The organism is Roseovarius sp. MBR-51 (assembly GCF_053628575.1).
On the sequence record NZ_JBRJGQ010000008.1, the window covers coordinates 221299 to 234982 of the forward strand.

The 13684-nt window shown below is 60.9% G+C and carries 13 protein-coding genes; 7 read left to right on the plus strand and 6 right to left on the minus strand.

The genetic code is table 11. The features are described from left to right. Positions 1 to 8 precede the first annotated feature (8 nt). The 7 genes from bhcB (at position 9) to ACSSVY_RS13845 (ending at position 7515) form a co-directional block, all read left to right on the plus strand. On the plus strand, positions 9 to 977 hold the full coding sequence (bhcB, locus tag ACSSVY_RS13815; RefSeq protein ID WP_454270159.1) for a beta-hydroxyaspartate dehydratase BhcB: 969 nt from the start codon (positions 9 to 11) through the stop codon (positions 975 to 977). Between the two features lie 68 nt (positions 978 to 1045). Beyond that, a complete protein-coding gene (gene bhcC / locus ACSSVY_RS13820; RefSeq protein ID WP_454270160.1) occupies positions 1046 to 2209 on the plus strand; it encodes a 3-hydroxy-D-aspartate aldolase BhcC in 1164 nt (387 codons plus the stop codon). 11 nt (positions 2210 to 2220) lie between these two features. Continuing rightward, positions 2221 to 3222, plus strand: coding sequence for an iminosuccinate reductase BhcD (gene bhcD, locus ACSSVY_RS13825; RefSeq protein WP_454270161.1), 1002 nt, complete (start codon positions 2221 to 2223; stop codon positions 3220 to 3222). A gap of 138 nt (positions 3223 to 3360) precedes the next feature. Beyond that, positions 3361 to 4674 (plus strand): sn-glycerol-3-phosphate ABC transporter substrate-binding protein UgpB, encoded by a 1314-nt coding sequence (ugpB, locus tag ACSSVY_RS13830; protein WP_454270162.1) that lies wholly within the window; start codon positions 3361 to 3363, stop codon positions 4672 to 4674. A gap of 38 nt (positions 4675 to 4712) precedes the next feature. Then, positions 4713 to 5594 (plus strand): sn-glycerol-3-phosphate ABC transporter permease UgpA, encoded by an 882-nt coding sequence (ugpA, locus tag ACSSVY_RS13835; RefSeq protein WP_454270163.1) that lies wholly within the window; start codon positions 4713 to 4715, stop codon positions 5592 to 5594. A 20-nt stretch (positions 5595 to 5614) separates the two neighbouring features. After that, entirely contained in the window at positions 5615 to 6451 is an 837-nt protein-coding gene (ugpE, locus tag ACSSVY_RS13840) for a sn-glycerol-3-phosphate ABC transporter permease UgpE (protein WP_454270221.1), read from the plus strand. Positions 6452 to 6456: 5 nt separating this feature from the next. After that, positions 6457 to 7515 (plus strand): ABC transporter ATP-binding protein, encoded by a 1059-nt coding sequence (locus ACSSVY_RS13845; protein ID WP_454270164.1) that lies wholly within the window; start codon positions 6457 to 6459, stop codon positions 7513 to 7515. Between the two features lie 39 nt (positions 7516 to 7554). On the opposite strand, the gene ACSSVY_RS13850 is transcribed toward ACSSVY_RS13845, so the two are convergent. Genes ACSSVY_RS13850 through ACSSVY_RS13875 form a run of 6 tightly spaced genes read right to left on the minus strand, consistent with a single transcriptional unit; the run spans position 7555 to position 13477 of the window. Beyond that, positions 7555 to 7959: a Na+/H+ antiporter subunit G gene (locus tag ACSSVY_RS13850; RefSeq protein ID WP_454270165.1), complete on the minus strand. Its 405-nt coding sequence runs from the start codon at positions 7957 to 7959 to the stop codon at positions 7555 to 7557. Between the two features lie 10 nt (positions 7960 to 7969). Further along, positions 7970 to 8239 carry a K+/H+ antiporter subunit F gene (locus ACSSVY_RS13855; protein WP_045683819.1) on the minus strand — a complete coding sequence of 90 codons (270 nt, stop codon included), beginning with the start codon at positions 8237 to 8239 and terminating at the stop codon, positions 7970 to 7972. Beyond that, positions 8236 to 8727, minus strand: a complete 492-nt coding sequence (locus ACSSVY_RS13860; RefSeq protein WP_454270166.1) for a Na+/H+ antiporter subunit E — start codon at positions 8725 to 8727, stop codon at positions 8236 to 8238. The genes ACSSVY_RS13855 and ACSSVY_RS13860 overlap by 4 nt, the downstream gene beginning before the upstream one ends. 13 nt (positions 8728 to 8740) lie before the next feature. After that, positions 8741 to 10252 carry a monovalent cation/H+ antiporter subunit D gene (locus tag ACSSVY_RS13865; RefSeq protein WP_454270167.1) on the minus strand — a complete coding sequence of 504 codons (1512 nt, stop codon included), beginning with the start codon at positions 10250 to 10252 and terminating at the stop codon, positions 8741 to 8743. Then, positions 10249 to 10602 (minus strand): Na+/H+ antiporter subunit C, encoded by a 354-nt coding sequence (locus tag ACSSVY_RS13870; protein ID WP_454270168.1) that lies wholly within the window; start codon positions 10600 to 10602, stop codon positions 10249 to 10251. Before ACSSVY_RS13870 ends, ACSSVY_RS13865 begins: the two co-directional genes overlap by 4 nt. 1 nt (position 10603) lies before the next feature. Beyond that, entirely contained in the window at positions 10604 to 13477 is a 2874-nt protein-coding gene (locus tag ACSSVY_RS13875) for a monovalent cation/H+ antiporter subunit A (RefSeq protein ID WP_454270169.1), read from the minus strand. Between the last annotated feature and the right edge of the window lie 207 nt (positions 13478 to 13684).

Below are 13684 nucleotides of genomic sequence, written 5' to 3' on the forward strand. Positions count from 1 at the left end.
GAAGAGACATGCTGGATCAACGCATCGCAAGCGATCTGACCATTGACGACATGCGCGCCGCGCATGAGCGCATCAAACCCTACATCCACCGCACGCCTGTGCTGACCTCTTCCTATCTGAATGACCTGACCGGGGCGGAATTGTTCTTCAAATGCGAGAACTTCCAAAAGGCGGGCGCCTTCAAGGTGCGCGGTGCCTCCAACGCAGTCTTTGGTTTGACCGACGCGATGGCGGAAAAGGGCGTGGCAACGCACAGCTCTGGCAATCATGCCTTGTCGCTCAGCTATGCCGCCGGGCGGCGGGGCATCCCCTGCTATGTGGTCATGCCCCGCACCGCCCCACAGGCGAAAAAGGACGCGGTGCGTGGCTATGGTGGCATCATTACGGAATGCGAGCCATCAACCACCAGCCGCGAAGAAATATTTGCCAAGGTTCAGGCCGAAACCGGCGCAGAATTCGTGCATCCCTACAATGACCTGCGCGTCATTGCCGGTCAGGCCACCTGCTCTGCCGAACTGCTGGAACAAGTGGACGGGCTTGACGCCGTGATCGCCCCGATTGGCGGCGGCGGCATGGTGTCGGGCACCTGCCTCACGCTCTCGAATCTGGCACCGCATGTCAAAATCTATGCCGCAGAGCCGGAACAGGCTGACGACGCCTATCGCAGCTTCAAGGCGGGGCACATCATCGCGGATGACGCGCCCGATACCGTGGCCGATGGCCTCAAGGTGCCGCTCAAGGAAAACACCTGGCATTTCGTCAGCCACAATGTGACCGACATCCTGACCGCCAGCGAAGACGAAATCATCGACGCGATGAAACTCACCTGGAAGCGGATGAAGATCGTGATCGAGGCAAGCTGCGCCGTGCCCCTTGCCACCATCCTCAAAAACCGCGAGGTTTTCGCGGGCAAGCGCGTGGGTGTGATCATTACCGGCGGCAATGTCGATCTCGACACGCTGCCGTGGATCAAGTGACCAATTTCCTTCGGTGCGCGATCCTCGCGCGCCGCAACTGAACAACCCGTAATCTGGGAGGATATCCGATGAAAGACACGATCAATCTCGACGAATTCGAAGTGGGCTATGACATTCCCGCCCTGCCGGGCATGGACGAATCCGAAATCCAGACGCCGTGCCTCGTGCTCGATCTCGACGCGCTGGAACGCAACATCAAGAAAATGGGCGACTGGGCCAAGGAACATGGCATGCGCCACCGTGTCCACGGCAAGATGCACAAGTCTGTTGATGTGGCCAAATTGCAGGAGAGCCTCGGTGGGGCCTGCGGCGTCTGCTGTCAAAAGGTCAGCGAAGCCGAAGTGTTTGCCCGTGGTGGCATCAAGGACGTCCTGGTGTCGAACCAAGTCCGCGACCCCGCCAAGATCGACCGTCTGGCACGCATGCCCAAACTCGGCGCGCGCACCATCTGCTGCGTCGATGATCTGACCAATGTCGCCGACCTCTCGGCGGCCGCGCAAAAGCATGGCACCCAGATCGAATGTCTGGTGGAAATCGACTGTGGCGCAGGGCGCTGCGGTGTGACAACAACCCCCGCCGTGGTGGAAATCGCCAAGGCCATCGACGCCGCACCCGGCCTCAAGTTCGCGGGCATTCAGGCCTATCAGGGCGCCATGCAGCACATGGACAAATACGAGGATCGCAAGGCCAAGATCGACCTTGCTGTGGCGCAGGTCAAGGATGCCGTCGATACGCTCAAGACCGAAGGGCTGGAGTGTGACATCGTCGGCGGTGGCGGCACCGGCAGCTATTACTTCGAAGGCAACTCGGGCGTTTATAACGAGCTTCAGTGCGGCTCTTATGCCTTCATGGATGCCGACTATGGCCGCATTCTCGACAAGGACGGCAAGCGTATCGACCAAGGCGAGTGGGAAAACGCGCTGTTCATTCTGACCTCTGTCATGAGCCATGCCAAGGCCGACAAGGCCATCGTTGACGCGGGCCTCAAGGCGCAGTCGGTCGACTCCGGCCTGCCGGTGATCTTCGGCCGCGATGACGTGCAATACGTCAAATGCTCGGATGAGCATGGCGTGGTTGCCGACCCCGATGGCGTGCTCAAGGTCAACGACAAGCTGCGCCTCGTTCCCGGTCACTGCGATCCGACCTGCAACGTGCATGACTGGTATGTCGGCGTGCGGAACGGCAAGGTTGAAACGGTGTGGCCCGTCTCGGCACGCGGTCGGGCCTACTAAGGGCTGGCATGATGAATACCCAGAACGAAGTGTCCGCCGACGGTTTTGTGATCGTCGGCGAGGAAATTTGCCAGAAAATCATCAGCCGCGCGGATGCCTTTGGCGCGGTCGAGGCGGTGTTTGCCGCCATGGCGCGCGGCGATGCCTATAACTTCCCGGTAGTCCGCGAGGCGATTGGCCATGCCGATGCGCTCTATGGCTTCAAGGGCGGGTTTGACCGGTCCGGCCTGTCTCTGGGCCTCAAGGCCGGGGGCTATTGGCCGGGCAACATGGACAAGGGGCTGACCAACCATCAGTCCACCGTGTTCCTGTTCGATCCCGATACCGGGCGGCTTTCGGCGCTGGTGGGCGGCAACTATCTGACCGCGCTGCGCACGGCGGCCTCGTCCTCGGTCTCCATCGCGCATCTGGCGCGCAAGGACTCAAAAGTCTTGGGTATGGTCGGCGCAGGTCATCAATCCACCTTCCAATTGCGCGCCGCAGTCGAGCAGCGTGCCTTTGAAAAGGTCGTGGCCTGGAACCCGCATCCCGACATGCTGCCGCGCCTTGGCGCTGTGGCCAAGGAGTTGGGGCTGGAGTTCGAGGCGGTCACGCAACAGGAACTGGGCGCACAGGCCGATGTGATCATCACGATCACCTCTGCCTTCGAGCCGCTGATGATGGCCGATTGGGTCAAACCCGGCACGCATATCGCCTGCATGGGCACCGACACCAAGGGCAAGCAAGAGGTCGATCCGGCGCTCTTCCAGCGTGCCACCGTTTTCGCCGATGAAATCGCGCAGTCGATCACCATTGGCGAGGCACAGCATGCAGTCGGCAAGGGGCTGATCGCCGAGGCTGACATTACCCCCATCGGCGCTGTCATCAACGGCACCCATGCGGGACGGTCCTCGGAGACGGAAATCACCCTCTTTGATGGCACTGGCGTTGGCCTTCAGGATCTCGCCGTGGCCTCTGTCGCGGCTAAACTTGCGCGCGAACAAGGGCTGGTGACACCCATCACCTTGGGCTGATCCGCTTCATAACAGTTTGGTGAAATTTGCACAGGCAGCCGTTACCACGGTTGCCTGTTCGCGTTTTACGTGTAGCTTGACCGCGCAAGACGCCGCCGGGCAGTATGATCCGGACACGCGTTTCACAGGGAGGATCAGATGTCTAAATTCGCTTTTGGTGCCATTCTTGCGGCCACCACGGCCCTCGCACCGCTCGCCGCCGCCGCACAGACCGAAATCCAGTTCTGGCACGCCTTCACCGGGCGTCTGGCGGAATTGCTCGATGAACAAGTCGCAGGCTTCAATGCCGGTCAGAGCGACTACAAGGTTACAGCATCGCCCAAAGGCAACTATTCCGAGGCGCTGAATGCCGGGATCGCCGCATTCCGCGCGGGCGAACAGCCGCATATCCTCCAGGTGTTCGAGGTTGGCACCGCAAGCATGATGGCCGCCAAGGGCGCAATCAAACCGGTGTATGAGGTGATGGCCGAGTCGGGCTTGCCCTTCGACCCGGAGGCGTATCTGTCCGCCGTGACCGGCTATTACACCACCGCCGAAGGGCAGATGCTCTCGCTGCCTTACAACTCCTCCACACAGGTTCTCTACGTGAACCGCGACGCGCTGGAAGGGGCGGGGATCGACCCCGACACTGACCTCAGCACATGGCAAAAGGTTGACACGGTGCTGGGCCAACTCAAAGAGGCGGGCCATGCCTGCCCCTATACAACCTCTTGGCAGAGCTGGGTGCATCTCGAGAGTTTCTCGGCCTATCACAATGTCCCCTTCGCCACGCAGGCCAATGGCTTTGGTGGTCTCGATACCGAACTGGTGTTCAACGGCCCGCTTCAGGTGCAGCATATTGCCAAGCTGGGCGAATGGGCCAAGGACGGCAAATTCATCTACGCCGGTCGCCGCAACGAGGCGGGTGCCAATTTCCGTGCCGGCACCTGCGCCCTCTTTACCGAAAGCTCGGCAGGCTATGCCGGCGTCAAGGCCGAGGCGCAGTTCGACTTCCAGATCCGCCCCTTGCCCTATTGGGACGGGGTCGAGGGTGCGCCGCAGAACACCATCATCGGCGGTGCCTCGCTCTGGGTGCTAGAGGGGCATGAGCCCGAGGAATACAAAGCCACCGCTGCCTTCCTCAACTACCTCTCCTCGCCCGAGGTGCAGGCGCAATGGCACCAGAACACCGGCTATCTGCCCATCACCTCTGCCGCAGCCGAGGTGACGCGCGCGGCAGGTTTCTACGAGGCCAACCCCGGCACTGACATTGCCGTGACCCAGATGACCAGCAAGGAACCAACCGAGAATTCCAAGGGTCTGCGCCTTGGCTCCTTTGACCAAATCCGCGCCATCATCGACGAAGAGCTTGAGGCGGTCTGGTCCGGTGACAAGGACGCGCAGGCGGCGCTGGATACGGCGGTGGAACGCGGCAACCAGCTCTTGCGCCGGTTTGAACAAGCCAACCGCTGAGACAAGGGCGGGGCCGGGCAACCGGCCCCTGACCGCGCATGGAAAAACGTGTCACCTTCAAGGGCTGGTTTCTACCGCTTTGCCTGATTGCTCCGCAGGTGTTCATCTCGGCGGTGTTTTTCTTCTATCCGGCAGGGCAGGCGGTCTGGCAGTCGCTCTTTATCCCCGATCCCTTCGGCCTTTCATCGCAATTCGTTGGGCTGGGGAATTTCGAATACCTGCTCGGCGATCCCTATTACCGCGCGTCTTTTGTCACCACGGCGGTGTTTTCCACGCTGGTCACGCTGGCGTCGATGATCCCGGCGCTGTTTCTGGCGGTCATGGCCGACCGGCTGGTGAAATCGGCGGGCACCTACCGCACGCTGCTCATCTGGCCTTATGCTGTGGCCCCGGCCATCGCGGGGGTGCTCTGGATGTTCATGTTCAACACCCGCGTCGGCGTCGTGTCGTGGTATCTCGGGCAGTTGGGCTATGACTGGAACCATGTGCTGAACGGGACCGAGGCGATGGGACTGGTCGTCGCCGCCTCTGCCTGGGGACGGATCAGCTATAATTTCCTGTTCTTCTTTGCCGCGCTTCAGGCCGTGCCGCGCTCAATCATCGAGGCCGCCGCCATCGACGGCGCGCGCTTTTGGCGGCGGTTCTTTACCATCATGCTGCCGCTCCTGTCGCCCACCACCTTCTTTCTCTTGGTGGTCAATATTGTCTATGCCTTCTTCGAGACTTTCGGCGTGATCCACACCATCACGGCCGGTGGGCCGCAACAATCCACGACGATCCTTGTCTACAAGGTGTTTTCCGATGGTTTCGTCAGTCAGGATCTCGGATCGAGCGCTGCGCAATCGGTGATCCTCTTGGTGGTCGTGGGCCTGCTCACGGTGCTGCAATTCAAGTATATCGAGAAACGGGTGCATTACTGATGGCCCGCGAAATCACAGGCATGGTAGAGCGGCGTGGCTTTGGCCTCTGGCTCACGCATCTGGTGATGATTGCGGGTGTTTTGGTGATCTTCTTCCCGATCTGGTTGGCCTTCGTGGCCTCGACCGTCACGCAGCCCGAAATCGTGCGCCCGCCGATGCCGCTCTGGCCCGGCGACCAACTGATCGAGAATTACACCGCAGCACTTTTCTCGGGCGTCAACGTGCCGGTGCTGACCATGCTGGGCAATTCACTGATCATGGCGGTGGGCATCGCCGTGGGCAAGATCATCATCTCGCTCACCTCGGCCTTTGCCATCGTCTATTTCCGCTTTCCGGGGCGGAATATGTTCTTCTGGCTGATCTTTCTCACGCTGATGCTGCCCGTCGAGGTGCGCATCGTGCCGACCTATGAGGTCATCGCAGGCTTTGGCATGCTCAACAGCTATCAGGGTCTGATCTTTCCGCTTGTGGCTTCGGCCACCGCAACCTTTCTCTTTCGCCAGTTCTTTCTCACCATCCCCGATGAATTGGCCGAAGCCGCGCGCGTCGATGGCGCCAGCCCGATGCAGTTCTTCTGGGATATCCTCTTGCCGATGAGCCGCACCAATATCGCCGCGCTCTTCGTGATCCTCTTCATCTATGGCTGGAACCAGTATCTCTGGCCGCTTTTGATCACCACGGACCCCTCGATGAACACCATCGTCATGGGCATCCGCCAGATGTTCCCGTCGGGCGATGACGTGGCCGATTGGCCGGTGATCATGGCCACCTCGATCCTTGCGATGATCCCGCCGGTGGTGGTGGTCATCGCGATGCAGAAACTCTTTATCCGCGGCCTCGTGGACAGCGAGAAATAGACGATATGGCAACCGTAACCCTCGACAGTATCAAGAAACGCTTTGGTCCGACCGAGGTCATCAAGGGCGTGAGCCTAGACGTGGCGGATGGCGAATTCATCGTCATCGTCGGCCCGTCGGGCTGTGGTAAATCCACCCTCCTGCGCATGGTCGCGGGGCTTGAGACGATCACCGAGGGGGAGTTGCGCATCGGTGACCGCCGCGCCAATGATCTCGAACCGATGGACCGCGACATCGCCATGGTGTTTCAGAATTACGCGCTCTACCCGCATATGAGCGTGGCGCAGAACATGGGCTATGGGCTCAAGATCGCGGGTCTGCCCAAGGCCGAGATTGCCGCCAAGGTGCAGGACGCCGCCAAGCTCTTGCAACTGACCGAACTCCTTGATCGCAAACCCCGGCAGCTTTCAGGTGGGCAACGTCAGCGTGTCGCCATGGGCCGCGCCATCGTGCGCGCGCCCTCGGTGTTTCTGTTCGACGAACCGCTCTCAAATCTCGATGCCAAGCTGCGCGTGCAGATGCGCCTCGAAATCCGCGAATTACAGGCCAAGCTGGGCATCACATCGCTCTACGTCACCCATGATCAGGTCGAGGCGATGACCATGGCCGACCGCATGATCGTGATGAATGCAGGCCGCGCCGAACAGATCGGCACGCCCTTGGATGTCTATGAACGTCCCGCCACGCTCTTTGCCGCGCAGTTCATCGGCAGCCCGTCGATGAATGTGCTCGAGGTCGAGGGGCGCGACGGTGCGCTCTGGCTCGGTGCGGCGCGCCTGCCCAATCCCACAGGCCACAGCGGCCCCGTGATGCTCGGGCTGCGCCCTGAACATCTGATGCCCGACCCAGAAGGTCCGATTGCGATGCAGGTTCAGCTTGCCGAACCTTTGGGTGCCAATACGCTCCTGCACGGCAAACTGGCCACGGGCCAAGGCATTACCGCCAGCCTGCCGGGGGTTCATGCGGTCTCGCCCGGTGGCGAGACCCTGCGACTCTCGATCGCCCCTGCCAATATGCATCTGTTTGACACGGCGACAGGCGCGCGGCTCATAGCCCGTGGGTAACGTCGCCCCAAGGCTATGCGTGCTCTGCCCGTCGCCTAGTCAGGTGTTGCGCGCCACGTCTTCCGCTTTCGCCGCGGCTTCGATCCGGGCCCGGTCATCGTCGCTTTCATAGCTGGCCCAAGGTCGATCTGTGCCAGTTGGCGGCAAATCGCCGGGCTTGTGCAACAGATGCAGATGCGTCTTGGCGATGAAATGTCCGGTGATCGGCGCGGTCAGGAGCAGGAACAGCACGATCATGAACTCGTGAAACGACAACTGCCCGACCTTGAAATAGAAAAACAACATCGACGCGATCAGCGCCCCGCCGACCCCCAGCGTCGTCGCCTTGGTCGGCGCATGCAGCCGCATCATCGGATCGGGCAGCTTGATCAGGCCGAAAGAGCCGACGAGCCCAAACACGCCGCTGATCACGAGGCAAACCGAAATGAGAATCTCTACAACCATGGTCCGCCCCCTATTCAATGATATCGCCGCGCAACAGAAAGCGCGTGTAAGAGACGGTCGAGATAAAGCCGGTCATGGCAATGATCATCGAGGCCTCGAAATACATCGTCGTGCCCTTGAGAATGCCGAACAGCGCCAGCAATGCGATCATGTTCACCACCATCGTATCCAGCGCCAGAATCCGGTCACCCACGGTGGGCGAGCTGATCACCCGGAATATGTTGAGCAGCAATCCCAACCCAAAACAGCCAAAGGCGAAAAAGAGCGCGTATTCGATCATTCGAAAATCTCCTTGAGCCTGCGTTCATAGCGCGCCTTGATGTCATCGCGCACCGCATCCGGGTCAGGCGCATCCAGACAATGCACGAGCAGGCTGCGGCCATCCGCCGACAGATCGCTCGACACCGTGCCCGGCGTCATGGTGATCGTGCCCGCCAGCACCGTGATCGCCTCCGGTGTCCGAAGCTCGAGCGGAATCGAAATCCAGGCGGGCTTGGTGTTGGCATTGGTCTTGAACAGGATGATCATCGCCACCTGCACATTGGCGACGCAAATATCCCAGAGCACGATCAGCACGAATTCCACGATTCGCGGCAGGCTCGACAGGCGCGGGCGATTGGGCCAGTAGGGCGAGGTGATCACCGGGATGATCAACCCGAGGATCGTCCCCAGCACCAGATTGCCAAAGGTCAGCTTGTTCACCAGCATCTGCCAGACCACGATCAGGGTCAGCGTCAGGAACGGATGGGGCAGGATCTTGCGCAGCATCGTCTTTCCTCTCTCAACGACCGTTCAGAACGGCGGCGATATAGCCCTCGGGCGTGTGCAACTGCACCGCCGTCGCCTCGATATACCCCATCACCGGACCTGCCAGCACCGACAGCGCCACGATCCCGCCCAGCATCACAAAACACGCGACCAACGGCAACGCGGGTTGTGGGGCAGGGGCCGGTTCCTCGCCGGTCTCGGGCGCAAGCTTCCAGAAAATCGCACTGCCCGCCTGACTGAAGCCAAGAATCGCCACGAGCGAGGTGCCAAGGATCACCGCCCAGATCAACCAGACCTCATCCATGCCGCGCACCGCATCGAGAATGAGCAGCTTGCCGACGAATCCCGACAGCGGCGGCATCCCAGCCGTGGCAATCGCCGAGCCAAAGAAGAGCGCGGCAATCATCCCGTGCTGCGCCATGCGTGGTCCGGGCTGCATCGCGCCGCCCATCGGCCCACGCCGTTCCCGCACCAGATCAACCACAAGGAACAAGAGCGCCCCGGCCAGCGTGGAATGGATCATGTAATAGAGCGCCGCCGCGGTTGTCTCGGGCCGGAACCCGGACAGCGCAATCAGCAGCGTGCCCATCGACCCGATGGCCGCAAAGGCCGCCAGCCGCCCAAGGCGTTTCGCCCCCAGAATACCGACCATCCCGGCCACCAGCGTGATCAACGCCGCATAGATCAACAACTGATCAATCAGATCGGCCGTCGCCCCCAGATCGGGGCCAAACACCAGCGTATACATCCGCAGGATCGCATAGGCCCCCACCTTGGTCATGATGGCAAAGAGCGCCGCCACCGGGGCAGGGGCCTCTGCATAGGTCTCAGGTAGCCAGAAATGCAGCGGCAAAAGCGCGGCTTTGATCGCAAAGACCAAGAGCAGGAGCACGGCACCCACACGCAACAGCGCCCCATCCTCAACCGGAATTTCCGCTGCCCGCACCGCGAGATCGGCCATGTTGAGCGTGCCCGTCACCGCATAAAGCGTGCCCAGCGCAAACAGAAACAGGGTCGAGCCGAGTAGGTTGTAGATCACATATTGCACGCCCGCCTTGAGCCTGCGCCGCCCCCCGCCGTGGATCATCAGGCCATATGACGCAATCAGCAGCACTTCGAAGAACACAAAGAGGTTGAAGGCGTCGCCGGTCAGAAACGCGCCGAAAATACCCATCAACTGAAACTGATAGAGCGCGTGAAAATTGTTGCCGCGTTGGTCCCATCCGGTGCCCACGGCATAGAGCAGCACCACCAGTGCCAGCACCGCCGTCACCAGCACCATCAGCGCCGACAGCCGGTCGAGAACCAGAACGATGCCAAAGGGCGCGGGCCAGTTGCCCAATTCATAGACCTCAATCGCCCCGCTTGACGCCTGCATGGTCAGGCCAATCGCTACCACCAGAACGGCCGCAACGCCGGCGATGGAAAACACTCGCTGCAAGGGTGGGTGATGCCGCATTGCCAGCGTGAGGATCGCGGCCAGCACAGCAGGCAGCACGACCGGGGCAATAATCCAGTGGCTCATGCCTCATTCTCCTGCTCGGGCGGCGTCTCGGGGCCGATGTTTACACTGTCGTCGCGCGACGAGAGAAACGATCCCAGCGCCAGCATCACCACGACGGCCGTCATGCCGAATGAAATCACGATGGCCGTCAGCACCAGCGCCTGCGGCAACGGATCGGTATAAACTTCCACACCCTTCTGAAGGATCGGGGGCATATCGACCACCAGCCGTCCGGTGCCAAACAAGAACAGGTTGACCGCATAGCTCAGCAGCGAAATGCCGATGATCACCGGGAAACTGCGCAACCGCAGCACCAGATAGAGCCCGCCGGCGGTCAAGAGGCCGATTGCACTTGCAAACAAAAGTTCCATATCAGGCCTCCCCCTCGGACGGCGCGTCTTCGCGGGCCGGGTTGATATCCATCGGGAAGACATTGACGGTCTCACCGGTCCGCCGCGCCATGCTCGACAGGCTGTTAAGCGCCAGCATCACAGCCCCGACCACGGTCAGAAACACGCCGGTGTCAAACGCCATGGCCGTGGCCCATTCGAATTCCTCGATGGGGGGGAAATGCAGATAGCCGTAATCCGAGGTCAGGAACGGACGCCCGGCAAGCCAGGCACCAATCCCGGTAACAGAGGCGATCAGAACCCCTACGCCGATGGTCGCATGATAGGTTACACGTTGCCGCGACTCCGCCCAGGCAAAGCCCGAGGCCATGTATTGCATCAAAAACGCAATCGCCACGATCAGACCGGCGATAAACCCGCCACCCGGCTCATTATGGCCGCGCAGGAATATATAGGCGCCCACCATCAACGCGATGGGCATCATCACGCGGGTGGCGACCACCATCATCAGCGGGTGACGGTCACCCGCCTCGGCATAACGTTGTGCCTTCCACGTCGATAGCCAGCGCCCGCCGGGCCCTTTGAGAACAGTTTCCGTCAACGCATAGATTACCAGCGCCGCGATCCCCAGAACGATGATCTCGCCATAGGTATCAAATCCACGGAAATCGACGAGGATCACATTGACCACATTGGTGCCGCCGCCGCCCTTGTAGGAATTGGCCAGATGAAAGACCGAAATACTCTCCGCCGCGAAATCGCGCACCAGAATGGCATAGGTCAGGCCGGTAACGGCAACGCCACCCACCACCGCAATCGCCGCATCGCGCATCCGTCGTGCGACGGTGCTTTCGATTGGAGTCTCGCGCGGCAGAAAATTCAGCGCCAAGAGCAGAAGAATGATCGTCACCACCTCGACCGAGATTTGCGTCAGCGCAAGGTCCGGGGCCGAGAGATAGACAAAGCCCATGGACACGATCAGGCCCACAATCCCCATCAGCACGAGCGCCAGAAAGCGGTTGCGATGGAACGCCACCAGACAGATCGTCGCCAGCACCAGCAAGAGCCAGCCAATCGCAGGCACCAACGTGATCGGCAGGGGGGCCCGCGTCGCCTCGGCCATGCTGCCGCCGGTAAAGGCCAACAGGCCCGCGCCGATCACCGTCACCGCGAAAATCGCCCCGTTGCGCGTCAACGCGCCATTGTGGATGCCATCCGTCAGCACCGTGCTGAGCGCGGTGGCCGCGCGCGTCACCGCGTCAAACATCACCTTGGCCTCGGGGCGTGGCGTGACCTCCCACAGACGCGCCAGCGGGCGATGCAACGCAAGCAGGACCGCGCCGCCGATCACCGCGATCACCGACATCCAGAAGGCGGGCACCAAGCCATGCAAATGATAGATCTTCACATGCGGATCGTCTTGCGTGACCGCATGCGCCGCCACCCGCACCAGATCCCCGGCAAAGGTCATGGGCATCAGGCCAATCAGGATCACCAGCACCGTCAGGAATGCGGGTGCCGCCCACATGCCAAATCCGGGATCATGTGGCTTGGCCGGATAATCGTCGCGCTTGGGGCCCAGAAACACATGCGCGATATAACGGAACGAATAGGCGACCGAGAACAGCGCGCCCAGCGTTGCCGCAGCCCCCATCAGCCAATACGGCCCGATCCACTGTGTCTCGGCCACCTCGGCCAGCATCATTTCCTTGGACAGGAACCCGTTGAGCGGCGGAATGCCCGCCATCGACAGTGCCGCAATCGTGGCAATGGTAAAGGTGATCGGCATCAGATGCCGCAGACCGCCAAGGCGCTTGATATCGCGGGTATGCGCCTCGTGATCCACGATGCCCGCCGTCATAAAGAGCGCCGCCTTGAACGTCGCATGGTTGATGATATGAAACACCGCCACCACTGCCGCCGCCTTGGTACCCAGCCCCAAGAGCATGGTGATCAGGCCCAGATGACTGACCGTTGAGAATGCCAAAAGCGCCTTCAGGTCATCTTTGAAGAGCGCGATCTTGGCCGCCATTACCATAGTGATGAGACCGGTCGAGGCGACGATCCAGAACCATTCCGGCGTGCCCGCCAGCACCGGCCACATGCGCGCCATCAGGAACAGCCCTGCCTTCACCATCGTCGCCGAATGCAGATAGGCCGAGACCGGCGTCGGTGCGGCCATCGCATGCGGCAGCCAGAAATGGAACGGAAACTGCGCCGATTTGGTGAAACAGCCCAAAAGGATCAGGATCAGCGCCGGCAGATACATCGGGCTTGCCTGTATCGCGTCCTTCTGTGTCAGGATCACGCTCAGGTCATAGCTTCCGGCGATATTCCCCAGGATCAGCATGCCCGCGATCATCGCAAGACCACCCAGACCCGTCACCGTCAGAGCCATCCGCGCGCCCTGCCGCCCTTCGGGCAGATGTTTCCAGTACCCGATCAACAAAAAGGACGACAGCGAGGTCAGTTCCCAGAATACCAGCAGCAACAGGATATTGTCGCTCAGGACAATCCCCACCATCGCGCCCTGAAACAGCAGCAGATAAGTGTAGAACTGCCCCATCGGATCTTCGCGCGACAGGTAGAACCGGGCATAGAGGATGATGAGCAGGCCGATGCCAAGGATCATCCCGGCAAACAGCAGCCCAAGCCCATCCAGCATGAAATTCACGTTCAGACCCAAGGACGGCAGCCAGTCGATGCCAAACGTCAGCACTTCGCCACGCATCACCGCAGGGGCCGAAAGCAACAGCAAGATGAGCGCAAGGATCGTCGGAGCGGCGGTAAAGGCAGCGCAGGTGTTTCGCCCGGCCTGAATCATCAACCCCGGAAAAAGCGCACCCAAAAAGGGCAACGCCGCAATGATCGGCAAAAATCCTCCCGCGTTCTCCATGCGTGTCCTGCCCCCCTGTCCCTGTTATCTGCCTCGGCTACAGCACCACGTGGCGGGTGCAATTTTCGCGCCGTTTCAGTTGATCTCGCGTAATATACGGCCACCTCCGCGCGCCACAACCCAGGTTGTGACGATTTTCCACCTCGTGAAACCGCGGCTCTTGCGCGCAGCCCCGGACGGTGCTTTGCTGCACCTGCATCCCAAACA

What these genes read in the sequence shown, in the direction of transcription:
- bhcB (WP_454270159.1), top strand. Translation starts at nt 9, where the DNA reads ATGCTGGATCAACGCATCGCAAGCGATCTGACCATTGACGACATGCGC.
- bhcC (WP_454270160.1), top strand. Translation starts at nt 1,046, where the DNA reads ATGAAAGACACGATCAATCTCGACGAATTCGAAGTGGGCTATGACATT.
- bhcD (WP_454270161.1), top strand. Translation starts at nt 2,221, where the DNA reads ATGAATACCCAGAACGAAGTGTCCGCCGACGGTTTTGTGATCGTCGGC.
- ugpB (WP_454270162.1), top strand. Translation starts at nt 3,361, where the DNA reads ATGTCTAAATTCGCTTTTGGTGCCATTCTTGCGGCCACCACGGCCCTC.
- ugpA (WP_454270163.1), top strand. Translation starts at nt 4,713, where the DNA reads ATGGAAAAACGTGTCACCTTCAAGGGCTGGTTTCTACCGCTTTGCCTG.
- ugpE (WP_454270221.1), top strand. Translation starts at nt 5,615, where the DNA reads ATGGTAGAGCGGCGTGGCTTTGGCCTCTGGCTCACGCATCTGGTGATG.
- ACSSVY_RS13845 (WP_454270164.1), top strand. Translation starts at nt 6,457, where the DNA reads ATGGCAACCGTAACCCTCGACAGTATCAAGAAACGCTTTGGTCCGACC.
- ACSSVY_RS13850 (WP_454270165.1), bottom strand. Translation starts at nt 7,959, where the DNA reads ATGGTTGTAGAGATTCTCATTTCGGTTTGCCTCGTGATCAGCGGCGTG.
- ACSSVY_RS13855 (WP_045683819.1), bottom strand. Translation starts at nt 8,239, where the DNA reads ATGATCGAATACGCGCTCTTTTTCGCCTTTGGCTGTTTTGGGTTGGGA.
- ACSSVY_RS13860 (WP_454270166.1), bottom strand. Translation starts at nt 8,727, where the DNA reads ATGCTGCGCAAGATCCTGCCCCATCCGTTCCTGACGCTGACCCTGATC.
- ACSSVY_RS13865 (WP_454270167.1), bottom strand. Translation starts at nt 10,252, where the DNA reads ATGAGCCACTGGATTATTGCCCCGGTCGTGCTGCCTGCTGTGCTGGCC.
- ACSSVY_RS13870 (WP_454270168.1), bottom strand. Translation starts at nt 10,602, where the DNA reads ATGGAACTTTTGTTTGCAAGTGCAATCGGCCTCTTGACCGCCGGCGGG.
- ACSSVY_RS13875 (WP_454270169.1), bottom strand. Translation starts at nt 13,477, where the DNA reads ATGGAGAACGCGGGAGGATTTTTGCCGATCATTGCGGCGTTGCCCTTT.